Raw genomic sequence first — 25,978 nt, forward strand, 5'->3', positions numbered from 1 at the left:
CCACAGCCGGAAAAATAAGCTTATTTTGCCGTAATGAAGCCCTTTGCTACGAGGAGTTCTGCAGTAAGGACTCCGCCGCCTGCAGCGCCTCTTAACGTATTGTGTGAGAGGCAGCAGAACTTATAGTCAAAGAGGTTGTCTTCTCTGAGCCTTGCCACGGATACGCCCATGCCGCCCTCGAAATCTGCATCGAGCTTGGGCTGGGGACGGTTATCCTCCTCGATGTACTGCAGGAAGTGCTTGGGAGCTGAAGGAAGACCGAGTTTGACTGCTTCGCTCTCATAGTTCTTCCAAACTTCGATCATCTCTTCCTTTGAAGGCTTGTTCTCAAAGGAAACGCTTACTGCTGCAGTATGTCCTTCCTGGACAGCTACACGGTAGCACTGTGCGGAGATGACAGGGTTCTTAGCAAGCTCGATATGATCGCCTGCAAATTCACCCCAGACCTTGAGAGGTTCCTTCTCGGACTTCTCCTCTTCACCGCCGATGTAAGGAATTACGTTGCCTACCATCTCGGGCCAGTCCTTGAACGTCTTGCCGGCGCCGGAAATAGCCTGATATGTGCATACCGAGATAGACTTGATGCCGTTCTTGAGGAAAGGCGTAAGCGCGGGAACGTAGCTCTGGATAGAGCAGTTGGGCTTAACGGCGATAAATCCTCTCTTTGTGCCGAGTCTCTTTCTCTGAGCTTCGATGAGCTGAACGTGATCAGCGTTGATCTCAGGGATTACCATCGGAACGTCCTCTGTCCATCTGTTTGCGGAATTGTTGGAAACGACGGGGCACTCGAGCTTTGCGATCTTCTCTTCAAGAGCCCTGATCTCGTCCTTCTTCATATCTACAGCGCAGAAAGTAAAGTCGATCTGCTCACAGTACTCTTCGATATTGTCAGTACCGTAGACAACCATCTTCTTAACAAATTCAGGACAGGGTATATCCAGCTTCCATCTTCCCTCGACTGCTTCCTCGTAAGTCTTGCCTGCAGATCTGGGAGATGCGCATAAAGCAGCGATCTCAAACCAGGGGTGGTCTGCGAGAAGTGTGATGAATCTCTGTCCGACATAACCTGTTGCTCCGATGATGCCGACTCTTAATTTCTGTTCCATTTCTAAAATACTCCATCTCTTCACGGCTTTTGCCGTTGTTATTTTTCGCTCTGCTGTCCGCGTACCGCGTACATTTGTCTTTCGAGCAAACACATATTAGCACAACGACTTCTATATAACAAGTGCGAAAAATGATATTTCCGCGAATTGGTAAAAGTCTACAAATGTAAGTTAATTAAGCCTTTGAGCTATGTTTGTTTTGTACCAATCAGACAAAAATTAAAAATGCACCCCATCAGACCATCTCACAGTCTATACGGTCGTGACCCGAATCCGGGAATTGTGTCCTATTAATTGAATTAAGGCAATGCTTTGTTGTGTTAGAATGAAAAAAAAGAAACAGAGGTCTTAACAGATGACACCGACTTTCCCGCTTCTCGAGAATTATCTGAGTTATATGGAAGCTGCTCTCGGACGTTCGGAAAACACAATCAAGGAATACCGTTATGACCTTATTCTTTTCGCCCGCTTTCTAAAGCTCGACCGCGGACTGATACCCGAAGGCACACCGCTTGAAGAGATCGATATTTCGGATATCGATGTAAAGATGCTGAATAAGGTTACGACAGATGACCTTCTGGCATTTATCATCTGGCTTTCGCGTTCAAGAAAACAGTCAAACGCCGCCAGAGCCAGACACATCGCCTCTCTAAAGAGTTTTTTCAAATACCTTCATTCTAAAAGAAGGGTTATCGACAGCAATCCCGCTTACGACATAGAGACGCCCAAGATCGGCAAGCGGCTGCCTAAGTACCTCACGCTTGAACAAAGCCAGGAACTTCTTAAGACAGCATACGAATCGCCCAAGGATTCGAATGAACGCGATTACTGCATGCTCACGTTATTTCTCAACTGCGGTCTCCGTCTCTCTGAACTCCGCGGCATAAACACCAACGATATTCACGGAACCACACTGACAGTTATCGGTAAAGGCAACAAGGAGCGGACGATATATCTCAACGATGCCTGTCTTGAGGCTCTGGACGACTGGATGAACAAGAGAGCCACACTTAAGATAAAGCCGGAAGCAGGAAAAGCCCTTTTCGTTTCAAAACGCGGCACGAGGATCTCGTGCGACATGATACAGATAACCATCAAGCGTCTTTTGGAAGAAGCCGGGATCGACACGAGGATCTATTCCGTCCATAAGCTCAGGCACACGGCGGCAACACTGATGTACAAGTACGGCAAGGTCGACATCAGAAACCTCCAGATAATCCTGGGACACCAAAGCGTATCCACCACGCAGATCTACACGCACGTGGACGACGAGGCACTGCAGCGCGCCATAGAGAGCAATCCTCTGGCTAATTTCGATCCTGAAAAGAAGAAAAAGAAAGACGATTGAGGAACCTTATCTTCCCCACTACCGCCTGTTCATGGCTTTTACTGTTGCAAGCACACTCGGTAGCCCTTTCAGATAATTCCTGATAACGATGAAATAGAAGAGTATGAGCGCGGCTAAAGCGATAATGTAATCTTCATAGTAACTGAATGCTTCAACGATCTCATCCTCCACCATGTAAGGCACCTCATAGTATGCCTGAGAGAAAGTGATGTCCTCATACCATCTGAGCAGATCGAACGTCCAGATCAGTCTGTCACCAAGGAAGATCAGCAAGAGCGTTACAAACAGACATATGCCTATCTCTACCGCTGATGTTTTCTCGCGGCTGAACACCTCATAAAGAATGATCGGGAGCATTACCGCGATGACGATACCCAACACGAACGCGACCATATAATTCGTCAATGAAAGGGTCACCCATATCAGCAGTCCGCCGGCCATACCCAGGAGTGCACCTAATATTCCGAGCGGAATACGGCGCGGGAGCGCACGTGAATCCTCCCCGCTGTCATCAGTCTGCTGATAAGACATCTGATCATATTGAGTTACCGGCTCGCTCTTCTGAGGCTCGAAAACCGGGCTCTGCGGCACTGTGCATTTATAGCCCAGGGCTGAAAGAGTTTCCGAAAAGGAAGTAAGATCTTCCATTATCGAGAAAGCTGTATCCTCAGTTACGTCCGTAACGTCAACAAAAAGGTCAACGTTGCCATTCACCAGTGTATAAGACTTAAAGAATCTGAGTTTTCCGAATGCGTCCTCGATATGAGGCCTGTAAGGATCATCTCCGAAAAGACGTGGTTCAGTATGCACTTTAAGGCTGCCGTATGAAATAAAACAGAGTTCATAGTACAAACCTCCGCACTCGCCAGCGACAACATTTGAAGATACAAACTTAAAACCGAGATAATTATTCAGTTCAACAAAGAATCCGTATACGTCCACTATTTCTCCCCTAATGAAGTGATCTTCACCATCACTTCGCGCAACATGCGTATTATCTTACCATGATATTTTGCATCATGGAAATCTGCAAATTCCAGGGAGCTTCTCCGGCATGATCCGATAATGGCTGGAATTATCTCGTGAAGTTAGTCCATACGCGGTCTTCTGTCTTGGGAAGGCCGCACTGTTCCTTTCCGAGCGCTATGCTCTGCATGAGGAATACCATGTTTCTCGCAAGAACACGCATGACCTGTCTTCCCTCATCGTCCACACTGCCCTCACCGGGTTCCCAACCGTAGATATTGTTCCAGTACTGGCTTGTGGCAACAGGCATGTTCGAAAGCGTGAAGAATTTATTCAGTTCATCAAAAGTCGCCGTGCAGCCTGAACGTCTTGCGCTAACAACGCTTGCACCGACCTTGAGGCTCTTATCGAAATGCGAACTGTAAAACAAACGCTGAAGTGCCGACATCAGTGTACCGTTCGCAGAACCGTAGTATACAGGCGAAGCGATGACGAGACCGTCCGCCTGCTCAAACTTGACAGCTATCTCGTTCACGATGTCGTCGAATACGCACTTGCCTGTCTCACGGCATTTCTCGCAGGCTATGCATCCTCTTATCGCCTTCCTGCCGAGAAGGATGTTCTCATACTCAACATTGCATTCGTCAAAAACCTGTTCCATCTCGTGGAGCGCGAGAACGATATTTCCGTTTTCTCTCGGGCTTCCGTTAAGGATCAGGACCTTAAAGCGCTTGTCCATATATAACCTCTATCAGATGAAGTAAACGTAATCTTCTTTTCTCGGAGCGGGTTCGTTTGCAGGTTCTGCGGCATATCCGAGAGCGCAGTGTCCTATGCCCTGATAATGGCCTTAAGATCGTCCTCATTTACCATATCAGGCTTGAAATTCCTGCAGCTTCTTCTTGTCTCCAAAACTTTTATTGTGTCATTCATGATCATTACCTCAATAACCAATCTGAGAAAGTACCATATCCATTACTTCGGCATTCTTAATGGAGAATTCCGGAGTTATGTGCGGAGCTTCCCCATTTTCGATGCATCTTCCGAGCTGCTCTACCTCAAGCATATAGTTGTGGCTGACATTGATCGACGGATGGAACTCCCTATTTCCGGAAACCACCGTATATGAGAGTCTTCCTTCCTGATTATATTCAATATCGGAAACGATAGTGCCTCTTGAGCCGTGGATGTAGAGCCTGTCTCTCCTGCCGTTTACTTCAGGATCGAATACCATTCCGACGTTGAAAGCTGCTCTCGCGCCGTTCTTAAACTTCATTATCGCGGAAGCGAAAACATCAGCGCCGTCATCATTGAACTCGGCAGATGCCTTTACATACCCGATATCAGAATCTATCAGTGAAAGGATCATAGTCGTACAGTAACAGCCGAGATCGTAGACAGCTCCTCCGCCCATGGACTTGTGGATCCTTATGTCCTCGACATAACCCTGTGTATAAAAAGCAGTCTCGATAAGATCAACGTCACCTATGACACCGCTCCTGATGTCGGATCTGAGCGAATCCATATACTGGCCGTGGAGATACGCATACGCTTCCATAAGGATGACGTTGTTTTCTTTCGCAGTATCAAACATCTCCTTCGCATCAGCGGCATTAAGAGCCAGAGGCTTTTCGCAGAGGACATGCTTGCCTGCCTTAAGAGCTTTTATGACCCACTCCTTGTGAAGATTATTCGGGAGGGGGATATATACCGCCTGAACTTCGGGATCTTCAAGGAGCTTATCATATCCGACATATCCTTTGGAAAAACCGAAATCATTCTTATACCGTTCAACCTTGGACTCATCTCTTCCGGCAATGGCATAAAGCTCACAGTTGCCCGCAAACTGCATGCCCGGTATCGTACATCCCTTAGCAATATTCGCGGTGCCCAAAACACCCCATTTTACTGACATATCCGGCTCCTCCCTGTTTTAATTATTCGTGATTGATCACATGCTCGCTCTGTAGATGGCGAGCATTGCTTCTTCATTCAGGACCTTCGCCGAACCCATCTCACCGCCAACGCCTACGGCGCACTTGTGAGCCATGGTGACGAGATCTTCTTCAGTAGCGGTAACACCAAGTTCGCGGAGATTCGTGGGCATGTTGATGGACCTGTAGAAATCCTCCATTGCTTCGATGCCCTTGAGAGCGATCTCCTCATCAGTGCCTTCATCGGCAACGTCCATTACATTAATAGCAAAGCGTTTGAATCTCGGCAGGCAATCCTTATAGACATATCTCGCCCAGCTGCCCCAGATGGCTGCGAGACCTGCACCGTGAGCCACGTCATAAAGACCGCCGAGTTCATGCTCGAGCTTATGCGTCATCCAGTCTCCGCCGTCGTTGCCGCAGCCTGTAAGACCGTTATGCGCAAGACTTCCTGCCCACATTACTTCTGCACGTGCATCGTAATTCATCGGATCGTCGCGAAGTATGACCGCATTCTTCTTCACGGTTCTGAGCAGACCTTCGGCAAGCGCATCCGTAAGCTCCATGTTTCCGCCGTTCGTAAAATATCTTTCCATCGTGTGCATCATGATGTCCGTGCATCCGCATGCAGTCTGATAATCAGGCAGAGTCATCGTAAGTTCGGGGTTCATTATCGCAAATCTCGCACGGCTGAAATCACTGCTGTATCCGCGCTTTACGAGTCCCTCTTCCTTAGTGATGACGGATGAATCGCTCATCTCGCTTCCCGTTGCGGCAATGGTAAGGATAACACCCAGAGGAAGGCATCCTTCGGCCTGACGCTTGTAATCGTAGAAATCCCAAACATCGCCTTCATTGGCAACGCCGTAACCTATGGCTTTCGCAGAATCGATTGCGCTTCCGCCACCGACAGCAAGGAGGAAATCCACGCCTTCTTTTTTGCAAAGTTCGATACCTTCATAAACGAGTCCGAGATGCGGATTCGGAACAGCGCCGCCCAATGTAACATAACTTATTCCGGCCTCATCGAGCGTATCCGTCACGCGCTTCAAAAGTCCTGAGCGCACAACGCTTCCGCCGCCGTAATGGATCAGGATCTTCGTCCCTCCAAACTCCTTGATGAGCTCGGCGACCTTGCTTTCGGTGTTCTTTCCGAAGACAACTTTCGTGGGGGTGTAGTACTTAAAATCAAACATAGATCCTGCTCCTTTCCGGTTTTGCATATTAATCTGATACGTAAATATCATACAAAAACAGGATAGGCGAAAATACTACATTTTGGAGCAAATTTATCGCAAATACATTTTATATTTTGCAATTTAAAAGGCTGCCTCAGAAGCAATGCTTTGAGACAGCCCGTATAAACAAAGATTCAGAAGAATATCAGCCGCTGGTAGCCGATACCTCAGGCTCGGTAGAATCTGCAAGCACAGGCTTGGGAGTGCCGTCATCAGTAGATTCCGTCTGACTTTCCGCAGAAGGTTCAGAATAATCGCCCTCAACTACAGGCTTGGGCATGAATCCTTCCTCTGTGGACTTGTCGGTCTGGATGCGCAAAGGATAGAAAGGAAGCGCCGCAATAAACTGCTCCTGGATCGATGCAGTCTCGATTATTCCTTTTTCGTTTATAAGTTCTGAATTCCTGTAAGGCAATGTTACCGCAAGGAAACTGACAGCCCATATAACGATCGCGAGAACGATTATCTCGAGGATCAGCAGAGGAGTTACCTGGAACAGATCGTTGAACTTTCTCATCTGCTTGGGACGGCCGGATTTCTTGACGTCGGTATTGATGAATTCTTTGACCTTAAAACTCTTTGAATCGATCTTCGAAAGAATCTTCTCCAGCATCGAATTGCGGGTATATTCATCAAGGAGCCTGTCCTCGAACTTCATGTCTGCAGGAAGAGGATACTGGGCAACAACGGCCTTTGCGTTCTCGAGCAGGATGTCTCCGAATTCATAGATAACCCTGTCAGCCGGAACATTGTTGCGCTTGTAATAGATATCGAGATATGACTTTACTATCGCATTCTCGCATCTTGTTGCTTCCTTCGTGATACCGTAGCAGGAAGAATATACCATGACAACGGTAGACATATAGAATTCGCGGATATTCTCTCGCGTCAGTTTCTGATTCCAGAGTTCATCAGACATTTTGATTTCCTCCTTCGGTTCCATCATCGTTCAGGAATGACATAGGGTCATAAGAGCCCTGCTGCGGCTGTCCCTGATAAGGTGCCGGAGCACCGCCCGCATACAGATCGGCAGGTGCCTGCTGAGGCTGGGCATATGCAGTACCGTAAGGATCGGCAGGAGCCTGCTGCGGCTGCTGTGCATAGCCGGTGCCATAGGGATCGGCTGGCTGGGCATACCCTGTCTGGGCATACTGTCCGGGATCGGGCTGATACTGCTGTGCAGGCTGATACTGAGGTGCAGGCTGCTGATACTGCTGAACAGGCTGCTGCGCCTGAGAAGGTACGTAATAAGCCTCCTCGACAACACCGCTCTGCTGGACAGGAGCAGACGGAACTGGTGCAACCGTTCCGTCAGGCATTACTTCACCTGAAGGTACCTGCTGTCCTGCAGGCGCCTGGGGCTGTCTGGGAGCCTGCTGCCTCGGAGCGGGCTTTTCGCGCTGCTTCTTCTGCGGCTTCAGCGAAATATCGCGCTCGTCGATCTTTCCGGAGAAAGATGACAACGGATAGATGAATGCAAGTAAAGCCACCAGGAATGTCACGATAAGGAATGTGATCCTGAAGTTCTTTACCATGAAAGCCGTCATGATTATCGGGAGCATGATGCCGACACCGAGATAGACGGTATATTCGGCAAGTTTTCTCAGGTTGGCCTTAACCTTACCGTTGCAGATAAGATAGAGAACGTAGATGTAATAGTAATCGTGGATGCCGAGTGCGATACCGAGCAATGCGCAGGTAACGACGAGCATCTTAGCTGACGGCATCAGCGCGAAAATGAAAAGTCCCAATACCGTGGAAGCGGCCTGGATGAGCACTCTGGTACGGGATGTGAGCAGATGCGCATATCTGTTCTTTACAAAGCCGCATACAAAGCATGCCATGAAACCGCATACCAGGAAATAGAACGATGTAGTCGGAAGCGAGATGCCTACGTTTTCGAGATAGTTCGGAATGAACATGAGAACGAAGGCAAGAGCAACACCAAGCATCAGGAATGACGAATTCAGGAATCTCGCGGTCCTTGAATCAGCAAAGGTGGAAAGCCATCCGCTGATCGACAGGGGCGCTTCCCTTACCTGCGTATTGTTCTGCATGAAGTAGATCATGCCGATAGCTGTAAGAACGAGTGCGGCACCGCTGATGATAGTGACAACGAAAAGTCCGTAACGCTCATAGCAGATGCCGGCTATGACGGCACCGACAGATACTCCGAGGAAGTATGAAGACGCCTGTACGTTATGGATGACCCTGTCGTTATAATCCTTATAGCCGAGTCTTCCCGCATTGATACGGTAGTCTCTTAAGTAATCGAAAGTCATGCCGAAGCAGAAACCGATCGGGAGCGCGAGACCTGCCGTGAGATAAGGGATATTGATTACTCCGGCGATAAGCGCGAAGAAGTATCCCGCACAGGTGATCGCGATAAGGGCGATCCTGCTCGTGAACTTCATCTTTATGCTGTTCCTGATGCCTGAAAAACCGAGGAAACCCCAGATAAAAAGCAACAGCGCACCGCAGATGAACCCCTGCACCGCAGGCATGGGCAGATCCGACAGTTGTTCCTTAAAATAATCCGCAAAAGTGACCGGTATCATTATGGAACCGAATGCTGTGAAGAACGAAAGGAATCGGTTCGCATTCTCTCCGTACATAACTAGAACCGGTGCATTTCCGGAAATACCCTTCGATATCGTGGAGATGAGCAGGTTCAATTCGAATATCATGATACCCATCGAAAGGGCGATCGAGATGATCGTGAAAATCCATGAAAGGCTCATTCCGTTTACCGAACTCTCGAAATCGGAAACCGGCATCATGATCTCAAGAACACCGGCAACGGTATTCTCAGAAGAGATGATCGGAGCGATGGCACATACGTAGGACACACCGCTGTCATTACGTTTCGTGAATGCAACCTGCTGCAAGCCGAAGCAGTCGATGTACTGATTGCCGGCGCCCGTAAGATAAGTCTGCTGGACATTGCCTGTAGCAGTCGATGAATAGAGCCTCAGGAAAGAGTCTCCCGCCATCGTGTAGATATTGACCTGATAAGGCTTGTCTTTAGCGTACTTATAGATCGGGAGTATGTAAGTCATATTCTCCCTTACGTCCGTATATGTCAGTGCCGCAGCAGAAGATACTGCGCACTTTTGCATCATGTCCGCACGCTCGCTCTCAAGTGCCTTGATATATGTTTTCGACAGCTGGGTAGCCATGACGAGAAGCACTACCAGGATTATTGTGAAGCAGTATCCGATAGTGGATGAGATGAGACGTCTGTCACGGTTCTGTGGAGTCTCGGTATTCTTCTTGCCGGAACCGCTCTGTCTGCTCCTGATTATGCGGATCAGGATCTCCTGAACTGCAAATAAGAAAACACCTGAAAGGACCGCGATAACAACGGCCGTAAGGATCCTGCCCTCCAGCTTGTCACCGAGAGCGTAGAGCTCGCCGAATGTGCATTTATACTCGAAAACGCCTACGCACAGACCTGTGCTGTCAGTGATCGGAACTATTATGCTCTCAAAATTCTCACCGTAAAGAACCGTCTGTTCAGATGTCCCTGCAAGCCATTCAGAAATGTCCCTGCCTGCTACGGCAAACTCCGAAGGATCGTTGACACCGCGGCTCAAAAGGAGCGATAACTGGCCCTGGTTATAACCGAAGAGACCATATCCTTCAGCTGAAAGATTCTCACTCGAAGTATCGGCAAGCATCAGGTCAAGGATACTGCTGTACTTTGCAGGAGCATTGACCGTATTCGATACCAGATCGTCACCGTCTATGCTCATCCTTACAATATCTGTCACCTGATGCATCTTAGTGTCGGAGATCTTTTTGAATTCATCCTCGAACTGAAGTCTCATATGATGCACAGCAAAAGACACTGCCGCGATAGCAACAAAAAAAGAAACGATTATCAAGATACAGATACGAACTATTCTGCCGGCAACGTCATTACGTTCCGCCGCTTGTTCACTCTGAAGATTAGCCATTATAAATGCAGCCTCCCTTTTATCTGATAACAGCATGCGCTGATAAACCGCATACATTATACACAAATAACTTAAAAACAAGAAATAATAAGTATAGGCAGGAATTGGGTTTTCGAATAAACGAAAAAACCGACAACCGGATCACCGGTCATCGGTCTTCTTTACTGGTTGCGGAGGCGGGACTCGAACCACACGACCTCCGGGTTATGAGCCCGGCAAGCTACCAACTGCTCCACTCCGCGATATCTGTCGCTGCACTTAAAGGAATAAATGGTGCTCGTGACCGGACTTGAACCGGTACGGATTTTACTCCGACGGATTTTAAGTCCGTTGCGTCTGCCAATTCCGCCACACGAGCCTATCCGTAAGTGCGATGAAGATAATATCATCCCGACGGATCAAAGTCAAGGCAAACTTCAGTCCTTTATCATATCGAAAAGATTCCAAAGAGTATTAAAAAAGCCTTGATTGAAAATGCAATATCGCTAAAATTAGATTATTAATTTTTATAAAGGAGATTAGACTCATGCCTAACGATCCTGAAGATTTCAAGAATCAGAACGGAATGAATAATCCCGATCAGGATGATTTTGTCGGTTCTTCATTTGCCGTACAGTTCAAGCCCGGTGACAAAACCGGATCCGTTTCTGACAAACTTAAGGAAAGCAAAGAGAATCTCGAAAAGAAAAACGATAACACTTCCGGCGGCTTACAATACAGCGCACCCGACAACGGATTCAGAGACGAATTCGATGACTTCGAGTTTGACGCTTCCATCTCCGCGTTCAAGCCTTTCAAGGCACCCGAACCCGTGCCTGCACCGGCAAAGCCGGAAGAACCCAAGCCCGTTGAGACAAAGCCCGTTGAGACAAAGCCTGTTGAAGCAAAGCCTGTTGAAGCAAAGCCCGTTGAGGCTGCTCCTGCAGTAAATAATTCCGACCCTGTATTCCCCAAGGACGGCGGCACTTTCGATAAGCCTGCGGCAACACCCAAGGCTCCCGAGATCCCCAAGGAAGATATTCCCAAATTCGACGATCTTGAAGATGAGATAAAGTCCTTCGAGCCGAAGCCAGGTAATGACAAGGTATTCACATCAGGAAATGGTCTTGATTTCGCAACATCCGAGCATGACAAAAAGACAAGTCCTTTTGCCAATGCTCCTAAGCCAGATATCCCGAAGCCGGACGGAGTTGACATTCCGAGAGCGGATAAGCCTCTCTCCGCCCCTGCCGCAGCGCCCGCTGCACAGGCAGCCAAATCACCTTTTGCTGGTGCAGCACAACCCGCACAGCCTGCAAAACCTGTCGAGAAGCAGAAACCCATATCACCTGCCAACCAGCAGTCGGCAGGCGGATACAGACCTTATCCTTCGGCTGCCAAGAATGCAATGTTCACCACGCCCACTCAGGCTGCACAGGCAGCTCAGGAAGCTGACAGGATCTCAAGAGCTGATAAAGAGGAAAAGGATATCGATGAACTCTTTGCAGAAGTAAAGAATGTTCATCCCGTTAATCCGTTCGTATCAAAGGCACAGGCTGCAGCAAGACCCGGCACACCGGTAAAGCCCGCTGAACCCGCTCCCTCAAAGCCTGCAGAGCCGGTTAAGCCTGCATCTGCAGAACCTGCAAAGAACGCAGCACCGGCAGCAGCCGCAACCGCCGCTGCAACCGTCGCAGCAGCTACCGTGGCTACAGCTGCCACAACAGCAAAGGCTCCGGCATCACAGCCTGCACCCGCAGCACAAACGACTCCTTCAGCACAACCTGCACACACGGCACCCGCAGCACAACCTGCACACACGGCACCCGCAGCTCAGCCGGCACACACGGCACCCGCAGCACAGCCCGCACAACAGGCACCTGCAGCTCAGCCTGCTGCATCAGCTAAACCCGCTGAACCTGTTAAGCCTGCAGAACAGGCTCCTTCGAGACCTGTTCCTCCTGCTGTTGCACATACCGCACCTGCAGCAAATAAACCCGTTACACCCGCAGCTCCTGCAGCATCAGTTAAACCTGCCGAACAGACCCAGAAATCCAATACGGCAAAGGTCGCAGCCACAGCAGCTGCAGTAACCGCCGCTTCAGCCGCAACAGCATCCGCAGCTCAGGCGAAGCCTGTTACTGGTGCTCCCAAGCAGCCTGTCACTACAGTCAAAGCACCCGCTGAAACAGAAAAGCCTCAAAGACCGGCTGCTTCTGCAAAGCCGGCACCTGCGGCTTCTGCTGCTTCTGCTCCTGCTGCACAGGCTTTCAAGCCCGCACAGCCGGCTCCCGCGCCTGCAGCTAACGTTCAGGCACAGAGACCGGGTTCACCTGTAAACAACAAACCTCCGATGGCGCCGGCATATCCGGATTCACCTTTCGAGCCCAAGGGCAAACAGCCTGTAGCGGCAACAAGAGGCGTTATCAATTCCAATGCCGCAAGCACCACGACAACTCATCACGACAATAAGACCATCTCCCCTGTTACGACAGTGGATAAGCCTAAGAAGAAAAAGAAGAAGGCTGCCAAGTCTCCGAAAGATCCGGGTCTTGCAGGACTTATCACATTCCTTGCGATAATCTTCATCGCGATCGGCGTACTTTGGGCATTGGACAGCTCTTCAGGCTTAAAGAAACTCTTTGGCGGAAAGCCCATCGAGACGATCACTACGGTTACATCAGAGAACCCGATCGAAACAACTGCAGAGCCTGAGACTTCAGCCACAACAGAGGAACCGACTACTACAACAACAGAAGAACCTACAACGACAACTACCGAGGAAACCACTGAGGCTACGACTACAACTACCACAGAGGAGACCACGGAAGCTACAACAACAACTACCACCGAAGAGACTACGGAAGCTACAACGACTACTACCGAAGCAACCACCACAACGACTGAAGCTACTACCAAGTCTACGACTTCGCCTAAGGGTGGCGTTGAAGGTTATGCCATCAACGACTTTGACATGAAGCTCAACAATTTCGCTCCCACAGCAGGCGGATACAAGTTCGACATCCACCTGAAGAACAAGAGCAACTGCACGGCAAATCTCGCCAAGTCGCTCAAGGGTCTCGATATCAAGCTCTACAGCGATTCGACCATCACTGAAGTAACATCTGATTCGATGACATTCACAGGCGACGGAAAGTCCTACAGAGGCACTCCGAACGAGATTTCCATCAAGGCCGGCGAGACATACACATTCACCGTATATGTTTCAACGAGCTCGAGCGTAAGCTCCTATGGTTACAACTACGCTTACTTCGACTGGTGCTGATAAGAGCATCTGATCTTCAGTAACTTAAAAGCTGTCTCATATTCGATAGATTTCGACTGTGAGACAGCTTTTTTATTGTTAACGATCGATCTGCAAAGTCATCAAAATGCGAAAGAGTTCAGTAGTACGTAAAACAGTACCGTTTCAAGGTAGTTTTGGTACCAGATCACGTACTTTATCAAATATTTACGCAAAACAGTACCGTTTCACGGCACTTTTGGTACCAGATCACGTACTTTATTGAATATTTCCATAATTGCACAAATATCGATTTTTATGCAATTATGCCCCCGTTTTTCCGTGCGAAATTATACAACAGACATCAAACACATGATTGAACAAAAAGCGGGCCGCATCTCTGCAGCCCGCCAGACGTTTCGTTATTCAGTTCACTCGCCCTTTATCGTGTCGAAGACGAACTTGCCTCTTCTGAAATCTATCTTGAGGCTGATGACTTTATCAAGAGCACCCGTAAGGAACATATCAGACAGAGGGTCTTCAATGTTGCTCCTTATTGCCTTACGCAAAGGTCTTGCTCCGTACTTCTCATCGTAGCCGATCTCGGCGAGCCTGTCGCCTGCAGCCTTGGTGATTGAACCCTTGATGTGCTTTTCTTCCAGCGAAGAGAAAACATCAACGATCATGATATTAACGATCTTGCGGATCTCATCCTTGGTCAGCGACTTGAAGATGATGGTCTCATCGACACGGTTCAGGAACTCGGGACGGAATGTTTCCTTGAGAGCGCTCTGAACATGCTGGTCCATAGCTTCCTGCGAACCCGAGAAGAATCCGATCGTGGCTGCCTTTGCGGAGCTTCCCGCATTGGAAGTCATTATGATTATGCAGTTCTCGAAATTAACGTGCAGACCGTGGCTGTCAGTAAGAACACCGTCGTCGAGCATCTGGAGAAGGAGATTGAACACATCAGGATGTGCCTTCTCGATCTCGTCGAAGAGAATTACCGAATAAGGCTTCCTTCTTACCTGCTCCGTGAGTTGGCCTGCATCGTCGAATCCGACATAGCCCGGAGGAGAACCGATGAGTTTGGAGACCGAGTGCGGTTCCATATACTCGGACATGTCGATCCTGATAAGGGCTTCTTCCGTATCGAACATGACTTCAGCCAATGCCTTTACGAGTTCGGTCTTACCTACGCCGGTAGGTCCGACGAATATGAATGAAGTCGGCTTGTGTTTCTTTGTAAAGCCGGCTCTTGTACGCCTTACTGCGGAAGCAACGGCATGCACCGCTTCCTCCTGGCCTATTACGCGCTTGTGGAGTCTTTCCTCGAGATTCTTGAGTTTCTCTGTCTCTGTCTCGGAGATGGACTTAAGAGGGATTCCTGTCCACATCTCAACGACGCGTGCAATATCCTCGACCTGGATAGGATCGGGCATATTCTCGCTCTCGAGCTGATCGAGTTCATTCTGGAGCTTGTCAGCCTTGGCTTTGAGCTCTGCAACCTTCTCGTAATCGGCTTCACGCTCTTCGGGAGATGAATTCTCCATGCTGTCGATCTGCAGCTGATGCTCGAACTTTGCCCTCTCGAGAGCCTTACGCGTGTTTTTGATCTTAACGAGCTTTACGTTCTTGAGATTTGCGGCAGAACCGGCCTCGTCGATAAGGTCTATAGCCTTATCAGGGAGATATCTGTCGGTTATGTATCTCTTTGAAGCCTTAACGGCAAAATCTATTACCTCATCAGAATATGTGACGTTGTGATGCTTTTCGTAATAGTCCCTTATACCCTTAAGGATCTCAATGGACATATCAACGGACGGCTCGTCGAGCATGACCTTCTGGAAACGTCTCTCAAGAGCCGAATCCTTCTCGATCCTCTTGTACTCAGCCGTAGTGGTGGATCCGAGGATCCTGAGTTCTCCTCTGGCCAATGCAGGCTTAAGGATATTAGCAGCGTTGGTGGATCCTTCTGCGTCACCTGCACCGATTATCGTGTGGAGCTCATCTATGACCAGGATGATGTTCTCGGCCTTTATGGCTTCGTTGATAACACCCTTGATACGGCTCTCGAACTGACCTCTGAACTGAGTTCCTGCGACCATGGCGGGAAGATCGAGCTGCCATACCTGCATATCAAGGAGCTTCTCGGGTACCGTACCCTCGACGATCTTGACAGCAAGACCCTGTGCGACCGCTGTCTTACCTACACCGGGGGCGCCGATAAGAACAGGATTGTTCTTGGATCTTCTGTTGAGGATCTGTATGCAGCGTTCGATCTCCTTATCACGGCCGATAATACGGTCGATCTTGCCCTGAGCCGCACGCTCTGTAAGGTTTGTGCCGAACTCATTGAGATACTTGAAGCGCTGTTTGCCTCTTGCCTTTCTGGGATCCTTGTCCGTACCGGGAGCATCTGCTCCATCCTTTTTCTTGCCGTCAGGACCGCGTCCCAAAAGCGAATCAAAGAATGAACCGGGTCTTCTGGGTTCATCCGGCTTGTCATCCTGAGAATCATCAGATTCTGGATCGGCGATATTTACCGGTGTGGAATCCTCATCGAATTCATAGAAATCATCATCTTCATCAGAAAAGGGGCCTCCGCCGGGGAACTCGTCTCCGGATGCAAGCGATCTCAGGAAATCCGCAGGATCAGCCGAGAAACCGTTCTGAGATACGAGTTCTTCCAACCTGTCACTCATCTCATCGATATTGTCGGCTGTAATGCCTGTGGCCTTGAACATATCGGTAACGCCCGATATTCCTGATTCATATGCGCATTTGAGGCAAAAACCCTCATCTATCCTGTTGCCGTTCTCATAACGGCTCGTAAAGACAATAGCATGTCTTTTCTTACAAATACTGCAAAGTGCCATTATTAACTCTCTCCGTTATCCTCTTCCTCTTCCCTTATCCTGCGTCTTACCTTCGGTCCGGTAAGGATGTCGTATTGTTCTTCCTCGAGCCTTGCGGTGTCGATAAAGGCGGAAATATCCTTATACTGACCGTTCTTTTTGGCCTTGCTCAAAATAGGCTTCAAGAACTGTCCCGTGTATGACTTCGCGCATTTCGCGATCTGCTCCGGAGTACCGCAGGCAACGATCTCTCCGCCGCCGTCTCCGCTCTCGGGACCCAAGTCAATTATGTAATCCGCTGTCTTTATGACATCGAGATTGTGCTCGATTACGACCACAGTGTTCTTATTTTCTGTTAGGCGTTCTAAAATGTCAACCAATTTATGAACGTCCGCAACGTGCAGGCCTGTCGTAGGCTCGTCTAATACATATATCGTTTTTCCGGTCGATCTTCTCGATAATTCCGAGGCAAGTTTTATCCTCTGCGCCTCACCGCCCGAGAGCGTCGTCGAAGGCTGGCCGAGCTTGATATAACCCAGGCCCACATCCTGAAGGGTCCTTACCTTCTTATAGATCGCCGGATGGTTCTTAAAGAACTCACAGGCCTCATCTACGGACATGTCCAGAACATCAGAAATGTTCTTTCCGTTATATCTGACCTCGAGCGTCTCCCTGTTGTATCGTTTTCCCTTGCACACGTCGCATGTGACGTAGATATCCGGGAGGAAATGCATCTCGATCTTATTTACGCCGTCGCCCGAGCAGGCTTCGCATCTTCCGCCCTTGGTATTGAACGAGAACCTTCCCGCCTTATAACCTCTCTGCTTCGCGTCAGGCGTCTCAGCATAGAGTTTGCGTATCAGGTCGAAAAGACCGATATACGTAGCCGGATTGCTCCTCGGCGTTCTTCCTATCGGGCTCTGGTCGATGCAGATGATCTTATCGAGATTGGAATAACCCGTGATCCTCTCACACTTTACCTTCACCTTCCTGGAGCCGTTGAGCTCATGTGAAAGATAAGGCACCAGTGTCGAATTGATAAGGGACGACTTGCCCGAACCCGAGACACCCGTAATTACCGTGAAAAGACCCAAAGGTATCGATACGTCGATGTTCTTGAGATTATTTACATGTGCTCCCGTGATCTTCAGGAGTCTCTTCTCATCAATCTTCCTGCGGTTGACCGGCACGGGGATAAACTTCTTTCCCGACAGATACTGGCCCGTTACAGACTCCGGGACGGCAATAATGTCATCCACGCTTCCCTGGGCGACTATCTTCCCTCCGAACGAACCTGCACCGGGTCCGATGTCTATGATGTGATCGGCAGAGCGCATGGTATCCTCATCGTGCTCGACGACGAGGATGGAATTGCCGAGATCCCTCAGCTTAAAGAGTGTCTTGATGAGCTTATCGTTGTCTCTCTGGTGAAGTCCTATAGAAGGCTCGTCGAGAACATACAATACGCCCTGAAGTCCCGCACCGATCTGGGTCGCAAGCCTGATCCTCTGAGCCTCACCGCCGGAGAGCGTTGCAGACGATCTGGATAGCGTCATATAGTCAAGTCCGACATCGTATAAGAACTCGAGCCTTGATCTGACTTCCCTAAGGATAGGAGCCGCGATCTCGGAATTCTTGCCCTTAAGCTTAAGATCGGAGAAGAACTCCCTCATGCTCTTTACGGACATGTTTGTAAGCTCGCTGATATTAAGCCCGCCCACCTTGACGGAAAGGCTGTTCTTGTTAAGTCTGGCGCCGTTGCATACGGGGCAGATGTCGATGCTCATGTATCTCTCGTATGCGGCTTTCGCATCTTCACTGCCGGATTCCCTCCAGCGCCTCATGACGCTCGGCACGATGCCTTCCCAGTCGGAATAGTAATCACCGCTCCTTGGATAGATGGAATTCCTCGTGTCGACCTTCAGCATTTCTCCGCCGTTACCGTAGAGAATTATCTCCTTGATGTTGTCGGGCAGCTTGTAATAAGGCGTATCGAGCGAAAACTTGTATTTCCTGGCAAGAGCCTCTATAAAGCATCTTCCCCAGCTCTTAGGGTCATCAAAATTCCAGCCCGCGGTCCTTACCGCGCCCTCGTTTATCGAGAGCTTGGGGTTGGTGATGCAGAGTTCCGGATCGACCGCGGTAAGCGTACCTATACCGGAGCAGTTGGGACAAGCGCCCTCTGGGCTGTTGAAAGAAAAGCTCCTGGTGTTGATCTCGCCGAATGAGATGCCGCAGTCAGGGCAAGCCAGGTTCTGCGAGAAGAATTCCTCGCTCGTCTCATATGTCTTTTCACCGTTGCTGTCAGTCGAAGCTGTCTGCAGTTCGACCAGGAGCAGTCCGTCGGAGAGCTTTAATGCCGTCTCGCACGAATCGTAAAGTCTCGTGGTGTTGGCTTCCTTGATGACGAGTCTGTCGACTACAACGGAAATATCGTGTTTGTTATTCTTATTGAGCGGTATCTCCTCATCAAGTTCGTAAGTGATGCCGTCCACCTTAACTCTCGCGTATCCGGACTTTCTGAAGCCTTCGAAGAGCTTGCTGAACTCACCCTTCTTGCCTCTTACTACCGGTGCGTAGATGATGGCTCTCGTGCCTTCCTCGTAGACCTTGAGCTTGTCTATTATCTGATCGATGCCCTGTGACTTGATGGGCTTGCCGCAGTTGGGACAGAAAGGCTCGCCGACTCTCGCATAGAGAAGTCTGAAATAATCGTATATCTCGGTAACCGTACCGACCGTGGATCTGGGATTGCTTACCGTGGACTTCTGATCGATCGAAATGGCCGGAGAAAGTCCCTCGATGCTGTCCAGATCCGGCTTGTCAAGCTGCCCCAAAAACATCCTGGCATAAGAAGACAGGGACTCGACATAACGTCTCTGTCCTTCGGCGTAGATGGTATCGAAAGCAAGAGAGGATTTTCCGGATCCAGAAAGTCCTGTCAGCACGACCATCTGTCTTCTCGGAATATCTATATTGATATTCTTGAGGTTGTGCTCCCTCGCGCCTCTTATCATTATGTACTTATTCTCATCCATATATTCAGCCAAGTTCCGTCCTAGAACAAAAAGACGGACATCTGTTTAAGATGTTCGTCCTTCCTTCAAAATCTGGTGACCCCAAGCGGATTCGAACCGCTGATTGCGCCGTGAGAGGGCGCCGTCTTAACCACTTGACCATGGGGCCTTGTTACGTTGCCCGAGTATATTACCACAGGATTTATTACTGTGCAAGTGTAACCGGGCACCGATTTGCTTATCTGATGAAATCTGTCCTGATATCAGGGTAAATGTCCCAATATCAGATGATATCCTTCCTTTCGCTTGCCGGAACGTAAGGTCTTCTCTTATTAACGCACTTGAAAGCAGGTCTCATAATGCGTCCGCCTGATACAAGCTCCTCGATCCTGTGCGCGCTCCATCCTGCGATCCTTCCGCATGCGAACAGAGGCGTGTAGAGCTCTGACGGGATGCCGAGCATCGAATATACAAGTCCTGCGAAGAAATCAACGTTTGCGCAGACGAGCTTATCGGACTTCTTTACCTCATGGAAAACATCGGGTGCGAGTTTCTCGACAAGGAGATAGAGATTGTAAAGATCCATCTGCCCCTTCTCTTTTGCAAGAAGCTCAGCATATTTTCTGATAACGACCGTTCTCGGATCGGAGAGCGTATAGACAGCGTGACCGATACCGTAGATAAGTCCCGACTTGTCGAAAGCCTTCTTGTTGATGATGTCTGCAAGATACTGTCTGATCTGGGCCTCGTCGGTCCAGTCGGATACATGCTCCCTGAGATCCTTCATCATGGCGTAAGCCTTGTTTGAAGCGCCGCCGTGCTGAGGTCCCTTCAAAGAACCAACTGCGGATGCGATTACAGCATATGTATCAGAACCCGTGGAAGATACCGCGTGTGTAACGAATGTCGAATTGTTTCCGCCGCCGTGCTCGGCATGGAGTACGAGCATGAGATCAAGGATCCTTGCTTCGAGTTCGGTGAACTTACCGTCAGGTCTTATCATGTGAAGGATATTCTGTGCGGTGTTGAATTCGTCAACGGGTGCATGGATATAGAGATCCCTGTGCTCGATGTAATGTCTCCTGGCCATATAACCGTAAGAGATAAGCACCGGGAATCTTGCGATGAGCTCAGTGCACTGTCTTACGACATTAGATATCTCAGTCGAATCTGGATTATCGTCATACGAATAGAGAGCCAGAACAGACCTTGCGAGCTTGTTCATGACATCAGGAGACGGAGCCTTCATTATCATGTCTTCCGTAAAGCCTTCGGGAAGCGGTCTGACATTCGAAAGGAGCTGAGTGAATTCAGCAAGCTCGGATGCCGTGGGAAGCTCACCCGTAAGGAGCAGGAAAGCCGTCTCTTCATAACCATATCTGCCTTCAGAGAAGAAACCGTTTACGAGATCTTTTACCTCATACCCCTGATAGAAGAGCTTGCCTTCAACCGGGATCCTGTCCGCATCGTCAACGATATAGCTCATTACTTCGCCGACTTCGGTAAGGCCTACAAGAACGCCTGTGCCGTCGTTGTTGCGGAGACCGCGCTTAACGTTGTATTTGGAGTATAGATCGGTGTTGATGTGCGACTTGACTTTCGCCACTTCCGCAAGCTTGTTTATCAGCTGTTCTCTCTGTTCAAGTTCCATTTTCAGTCCGCTTCCTGCTTCTATCTGATATTACGCGATACATTATAATACTTAACCGCGCAAAGTAGATTGCTCACTGTTATACGAAGAATAGTATCTAAGGGCGGCATTTCATTGTTAAGACCGCCCGAAAACAGGACTCAGATGAGCTTCGACAGCTCATATCCGATGACGGAAGCCGCGACCGCAGCGTTGAGAGACTCCGCCCTGCCCTTCATCGGTATCCTGATGAGCTTCCCGCACTTTCCGGTTGTCGCATCTGTCAGTCCGTCACCCTCGTTACCGATAAAATATGCGCACGGAAGCTTAAGGTCACCTGAACCAAGATCATTACCCTTAAGATGTGTGGCGACAGTTTCTATTCCGTTTCCGTTAAAGAAAGCAAAACATTCATCCATGGTCTTTCTCACAACGGGAATATGCCAGATCGAACCCATCGTTGCCCTTATGACTTTGTCGTTATATGGATCACATGTAGTGGGACTTACTATTACCGCAGTCAGTCCGAACGCATCCGCCATCCTGATGATCGTTCCGAGGTTGCCAGGATCCTGAGTATTCTCGAGCACTACATAAACGTCTTTTCCGTCGCCTTTAGAAGGAAAGTCATCTGCAGATTCCGGCTCTTTTATGACTATCGCAACGCCTTGCGGATTAACGGTCTGCGATATTTTCGTGAAAACGTTTTCGCTTAAGACAAGGGGCTCGATACCGGGTGTAAACGTAGCTGCCCAGCCCGTCCTGCTTTCAGAAACGATCACTTCAACGGGAGTCAGTCCGCTCGATAAAGCTTCTTCACAAAGACGCGTTCCTTCAAGATAGATCAGACCTTCTTTCTTGGCCTGATCCCTCCTCGTGAGCTTTACTATGCGCTTAACGTTCGGATTGTCTTTGCTCGTGATAACCTGCACGTCCGGTATCTCCTTCTTTCAGCTTAAGACATTATAAAATACATACGGCAAAAAGACATCTCCAAAGGACTATTTTGCCGAAGACTGCCTGTGCACGTCAGAGTACGTTTTTCAAGCCTGTTTCCGTACTCAAAAATGCAATCATACCATTAAATGCACTTTAGGATACGTTTTCGAAGCAATATCCGTACTCAAATGAACACACCTAAAAAACTGCAAAAAAACTGCGCGGGGATCAACCCGCGCAGCTGTAGTTTTCAAATACGATGTTGTTATCAGAGAGCTGCCTTAGCCTTCTCAACGAGAGAAGTGAAACCTGCTGCATCTGTAACTGCGATATCGGAAAGAACCTTACGGTCAAGCTCGATACCAGCCTTCTTGAGGCCATTCATGAATCTGGAGTAGCTCATGTCGTTAAGACGGCATGCTGCGTTGATACGAACGATCCAGAGTCTTCTGAACTCTCTCTTCTTGTTTCTTCTGTCTCTGTAAGCATAGTTACCGGACTTAAGAACCTGCTGGTTAGCAACCTTGAAAAGCTTGCTCTTATGACCCCAGTAACCCTTTGCTGCCTTTAAGATCTTATGATGACGCGCTCTTGTGCGGATTCCTCTTTTAACTCTTGACATTGTCTTGTCCTCCTAAATTCTAAGCAATTAAGCGTAAGGGATCATCTTCTTGATGATTCTTGCATTCTGATCCGAGCATACCTGGTTGTGTCTCAGGTGTCTCATTCTCTTAGTAGGTCTCTTGCTCAGAATGTGGCTTCTGAATGCCTGCTTGTGGAGAACCTTACCGGTACCTGTAACCTTGAATCTCTTCTTTGAAGAAGTGTGTGTTTTCTGCTTGGGCATATTACTATCCTCCTAATTTATTTTTTCTTTAACGGCGACAGGTACATTACCATGTTCCTGCCTTCGATCTTCGGCGGTCTGTCAACTGAACCGTATTCGGTTACGCTGTCAGCGAAATTGTTCATGACCTCGAAACCTTTATTCTGGAAAGCCATCTCGCGGCCTCTGAATCTGATGTTAACCTTGACTCTGTCTCCGGCTGAGAGGAACTTAATTACCATCTTGCGCTTAACTTCGACATCGTGAACATCTGTTGTAAGCTTTAAGCCGACTTCCTTAAGTTCTGTCTCCTTCTGCTTCTTCTTAGCTTCCTTCTCTCTCTTGCTCTTCTCGAAAAGGAACTTGTTGTAATCCATTACTCTGCAAACAGGGTTATCAGGATTGGGTGATATGCAGACGAGATCTAATTCAGCATCTTCAGCGCTCTTAAGAGCTTCTTCGATTGAAACAACGCCAACCATCTGTCCTTCTGCGTCGATGAGACGAACCTGAGGGAACTTGATAGCTCCGTTAATCATCTGAGTATCATTGGTCTTTGCGATGGTAGCCACCTCCTTAGTTAAGACTTCTTTTACCTGCATAAAAAAAGAACGGATAAAATCCGTTCTCTCATAACTACCCTGCCTTAATGGCAACCCCTCAAAATGTTAGGTTAATTATCTAGTTATTACCTCTTTACAAGCCTGAGCCGCTTGAGGTGAGAAACGGACGTTCTTCTTTCACGAGCGATATAATACTTAAACTTTGCCACAAAGTCAAGACTTTTCGTAATATTATTTCGTTCGCTGGGTCCTCCAGCTTCGCAATATCATTTCGTTCGCTGGGTCCTCCGCGCTTCGCTTGTGCGGAGGCGTTTACTCAATAATATCATTCTCCGCGTTTGCTTATGACCTTAATGTATCACCTTCAGGAATGAGCGTCTGTGGATCGGAGTCATTCCTTTTTCGCGGATCGCGGCATAGTGGTCCTTGGTGCCGTAACCCTTGTGTTTTGCGAATCCGTAGCCCGGATAAATCTCGTCGTACTCGACCATCATGTGGTCACGCGTTACTTTCGCAAGTATCGAAGCAGCCGCTATGGAATCGGATTTCGCATCGCCTTTTATTATCGGTATAACGTCAAGTCCTGTACCCGAAAGGTTGACTGCATCTATGAGAAGTATGTCAGGTGATGTGCCTTTTGACGCAAGATCAGAAACACATGTCCTCATCGCTTTTTTAGTCGCTTCGAGAATGTTTATCGCATCTATCTCCTCAGGACTTACCGCGCAGATCGCATATGCTCTGGCTTTCTCTTTTATCTCAACGAAAAGCTCTTCCCTTTTCTTTTCAGAGAGCTTCTTTGAGTCATCAAGACCAAGTATCTTAACATCAGGATCAAGGATGCAGCATGCTGCGACAACAGGTCCCGCGAGAGGTCCTCTTCCCGCCTCGTCGATACCGCCGATCATCTTATAACCTTTGGCAAGACAATCGCGTTCGTATTCATACATCGCATCATATTTTTCGTTCAGCTGTTCTACAGTTAGCTTAGCCATTTGAGCATCCTCTTTTATCTGAAAATATCACTTATAATCCTCAGGCATCTCGAGCGTTATCCTGCCCGTTCTCCCTTCTCTCAGATCGTTAAGGAAAAGCCTTGCAAAGCGTTCCTCGTCGATCCTTCCGCCGCTCATTATGCAGCCTCTTTTTTTCGCCATCGCAAGGAAGATATCGTAGAACGGATCCTGGTAAAAACCTTCCTCTTCCTCGAGCGTGACATCGATATCGACACCATAACGTTCCTTCAGAAGATCCGGATAAATACCTGCCATTATCTTCAGTGTCTCATATGCGACTTTAACGACATCGGTGATCTCTTCCTTGACCGAACCGAGCGCCGTAAGGCAGATGCCGCTCTTGGCATTTGCGATCCTGGGCCAGAGGACTCCCGCCATATCCATGAGTTCGAGCCTTCCGCCTGTCATGATCCATTTGAAATCTTTGGTAACACCGGGCTTGTCGCCGGTGACGGCAGCTTTTCTTCCTGCCAGAGCATTTATGATCGTTGACTTTCCTGTGTTCGGAGCGCCGACCACCATTACTCTTACAGGACGTCCTGTCCTGCCCTTCTCAGCGGCCTTCTCGAGCTTTTCCTTCATAAGTTCCATGGTAATGGCATTAAGCTTGTCAAAACCTTTCTTGTGAGTGCTCTCGAGGGCACACGCACGTATATTCTCGGACTCGAGACTCTTTATCCACAGGGGCGTCTTGGCAGGATCTGCAAGGTCTGCTTTATTCAGGATGACGATCCTGGGCTTATTTCCGATTATCTTATCGAGTTCCGGATTCCTGCTCGAGAAAGGGATCCTCGCGTCAGCCGTCTCATAGACGACATCGACGAGTTTCATCCTCTCGCCCGTCTCGTTCAGGGCTTTTCTCATATGCCCCGGAAACCAGTTGATGTCATTCTTTTTCTCTGCCATATGAACTCCTTAATATTAACTGCTAGATTTTAACACAAAAAAGACCGCCTCGGTCCGAGACGGTCTCAAATGTTCGATTAAGATTGCTATCAGATCTTCTGGGTGATCTTTGCAGCCTTGCCCTGACGATCGCGGAGATAATAGAGCTTTGCTCTTCTGATCTTACCCTTACGAATAACATCGATGTGATCGATCTTGGGTGAGTTTACAGGAAGAATTCTCTCTACGCCGATACCATAAGATACACGACGAATTGTAATTGTCTCTGAAAGGCCCTGGCCTTTTCTTGCGATGACATAGCCTTCGAAAACCTGAATACGCTCCTTTGCGCCTTCCTTGATAAGGAGGTGAGCCTTTACGAAGTCACCGACTTCAACTTCAGGATACTGATTGCGAATATTCTCGCTCTCGACTACTTTTACTAAATCCATATTGTTTGTTTCCTCTCT

General features: G+C 48.7%; 19 protein-coding genes and 3 tRNA genes. 2 read left to right on the forward strand and 20 right to left on the reverse strand.

What is annotated here, in order from left to right; translation table 11 throughout:
- Positions 1-20 precede the first annotated feature (20 nt).
- Entirely contained in the window at positions 21-1,106 is a 1,086-nt protein-coding gene (gene asd / locus BO18_RS18265; protein WP_034448862.1) for an aspartate-semialdehyde dehydrogenase, read from the reverse strand.
- Positions 1,107-1,461: 355 nt separating this feature from the next.
- Here asd and BO18_RS18270 point away from each other — a divergent pair, with 355 nt between their 5' ends.
- Positions 1,462-2,454 (forward strand): tyrosine recombinase XerC, encoded by a 993-nt coding sequence (locus BO18_RS18270; protein WP_034448864.1) that lies wholly within the window; start codon positions 1,462-1,464, stop codon positions 2,452-2,454.
- An 18-nt stretch (positions 2,455-2,472) separates the two neighbouring features.
- Here BO18_RS18270 and BO18_RS18275 read toward each other — a convergent pair whose 3' ends face one another.
- The 8 genes from BO18_RS18275 to BO18_RS18310 form a co-directional block, all read right to left on the reverse strand.
- Positions 2,473-3,396, reverse strand: coding sequence for a hypothetical protein (locus tag BO18_RS18275; RefSeq protein WP_034448865.1), 924 nt, complete (start codon positions 3,394-3,396; stop codon positions 2,473-2,475).
- 133 nt (positions 3,397-3,529) lie between these two features.
- A complete protein-coding gene (locus tag BO18_RS18280) occupies positions 3,530-4,159 on the reverse strand; it encodes a flavodoxin family protein (protein WP_034448867.1) in 630 nt (209 codons plus the stop codon).
- A gap of 204 nt (positions 4,160-4,363) precedes the next feature.
- Positions 4,364-5,335 (reverse strand): Gfo/Idh/MocA family protein, encoded by a 972-nt coding sequence (locus BO18_RS18285; protein ID WP_034448869.1) that lies wholly within the window; start codon positions 5,333-5,335, stop codon positions 4,364-4,366.
- A 36-nt stretch (positions 5,336-5,371) separates the two neighbouring features.
- Positions 5,372-6,550: an iron-containing alcohol dehydrogenase gene (locus BO18_RS18290; protein WP_034448871.1), complete on the reverse strand. Its 1,179-nt coding sequence runs from the start codon at positions 6,548-6,550 to the stop codon at positions 5,372-5,374.
- Positions 6,551-6,737: 187 nt separating this feature from the next.
- Entirely contained in the window at positions 6,738-7,511 is a 774-nt protein-coding gene (locus BO18_RS18295) for a hypothetical protein (RefSeq protein ID WP_034448872.1), read from the reverse strand.
- Positions 7,504-10,551, reverse strand: coding sequence for an MFS transporter (locus tag BO18_RS18300; RefSeq protein ID WP_034448873.1), 3,048 nt, complete (start codon positions 10,549-10,551; stop codon positions 7,504-7,506). Before BO18_RS18300 ends, BO18_RS18295 begins: the two co-directional genes overlap by 8 nt.
- A gap of 165 nt (positions 10,552-10,716) precedes the next feature.
- A tRNA-Met gene (locus BO18_RS18305) sits at positions 10,717-10,793 on the reverse strand.
- Between the two features lie 29 nt (positions 10,794-10,822).
- Positions 10,823-10,909, reverse strand: a tRNA-Leu gene (locus BO18_RS18310).
- A gap of 168 nt (positions 10,910-11,077) precedes the next feature.
- Between BO18_RS18310 and BO18_RS34940 the strand changes: the two genes are divergently transcribed.
- Complete coding sequence (locus BO18_RS34940) at positions 11,078-13,816, forward strand: hypothetical protein (RefSeq protein WP_051688927.1); 2,739 nt, start codon at positions 11,078-11,080, stop codon at positions 13,814-13,816.
- A gap of 389 nt (positions 13,817-14,205) precedes the next feature.
- Here the strand turns inward: BO18_RS34940 and BO18_RS18320 are convergent, their stop codons facing one another.
- The 11 genes from BO18_RS18320 to rplS all read right to left on the reverse strand — a co-directional run bounded on the left by BO18_RS18320 (position 14,206) and on the right by rplS (position 25,960).
- Positions 14,206-16,653 carry an ATP-dependent Clp protease ATP-binding subunit gene (locus tag BO18_RS18320; protein ID WP_034448875.1) on the reverse strand — a complete coding sequence of 816 codons (2,448 nt, stop codon included), beginning with the start codon at positions 16,651-16,653 and terminating at the stop codon, positions 14,206-14,208.
- Between the two features lie 2 nt (positions 16,654-16,655).
- Positions 16,656-19,670: an excinuclease ABC subunit UvrA gene (gene uvrA, locus BO18_RS18325; protein WP_081861292.1), complete on the reverse strand. Its 3,015-nt coding sequence runs from the start codon at positions 19,668-19,670 to the stop codon at positions 16,656-16,658.
- A gap of 73 nt (positions 19,671-19,743) precedes the next feature.
- Positions 19,744-19,818: transfer RNA gene (locus BO18_RS18330), tRNA-Glu, on the reverse strand.
- A 114-nt stretch (positions 19,819-19,932) separates the two neighbouring features.
- Positions 19,933-21,300: a citrate/2-methylcitrate synthase gene (locus BO18_RS18335; RefSeq protein WP_034448876.1), complete on the reverse strand. Its 1,368-nt coding sequence runs from the start codon at positions 21,298-21,300 to the stop codon at positions 19,933-19,935.
- A gap of 140 nt (positions 21,301-21,440) precedes the next feature.
- Positions 21,441-22,211: a TrmH family RNA methyltransferase gene (locus BO18_RS18340; protein WP_034448877.1), complete on the reverse strand. Its 771-nt coding sequence runs from the start codon at positions 22,209-22,211 to the stop codon at positions 21,441-21,443.
- Between the two features lie 275 nt (positions 22,212-22,486).
- On the reverse strand, positions 22,487-22,840 hold the full coding sequence (gene rplT / locus BO18_RS18345; protein ID WP_028506771.1) for a 50S ribosomal protein L20: 354 nt from the start codon (positions 22,838-22,840) through the stop codon (positions 22,487-22,489).
- A 27-nt stretch (positions 22,841-22,867) separates the two neighbouring features.
- Positions 22,868-23,065 carry a 50S ribosomal protein L35 gene (rpmI, locus tag BO18_RS18350; RefSeq protein ID WP_028506770.1) on the reverse strand — a complete coding sequence of 66 codons (198 nt, stop codon included), beginning with the start codon at positions 23,063-23,065 and terminating at the stop codon, positions 22,868-22,870.
- A gap of 17 nt (positions 23,066-23,082) precedes the next feature.
- Complete coding sequence (gene infC, locus BO18_RS18355) at positions 23,083-23,646, reverse strand: translation initiation factor IF-3 (RefSeq protein WP_081861141.1); 564 nt, start codon at positions 23,644-23,646, stop codon at positions 23,083-23,085.
- A gap of 311 nt (positions 23,647-23,957) precedes the next feature.
- Positions 23,958-24,602, reverse strand: coding sequence for a ribonuclease HII (locus tag BO18_RS18360; protein ID WP_034448880.1), 645 nt, complete (start codon positions 24,600-24,602; stop codon positions 23,958-23,960).
- A 27-nt stretch (positions 24,603-24,629) separates the two neighbouring features.
- On the reverse strand, positions 24,630-25,529 hold the full coding sequence (gene ylqF / locus BO18_RS18365; RefSeq protein WP_034448881.1) for a ribosome biogenesis GTPase YlqF: 900 nt from the start codon (positions 25,527-25,529) through the stop codon (positions 24,630-24,632).
- 89 nt (positions 25,530-25,618) lie between these two features.
- Positions 25,619-25,960: a 50S ribosomal protein L19 gene (gene rplS / locus BO18_RS18370; RefSeq protein ID WP_028508333.1), complete on the reverse strand. Its 342-nt coding sequence runs from the start codon at positions 25,958-25,960 to the stop codon at positions 25,619-25,621.
- Positions 25,961-25,978 lie beyond the last annotated feature (18 nt).

It is taken from the genome of Butyrivibrio sp. AE2032 (genome assembly GCF_000702965.1).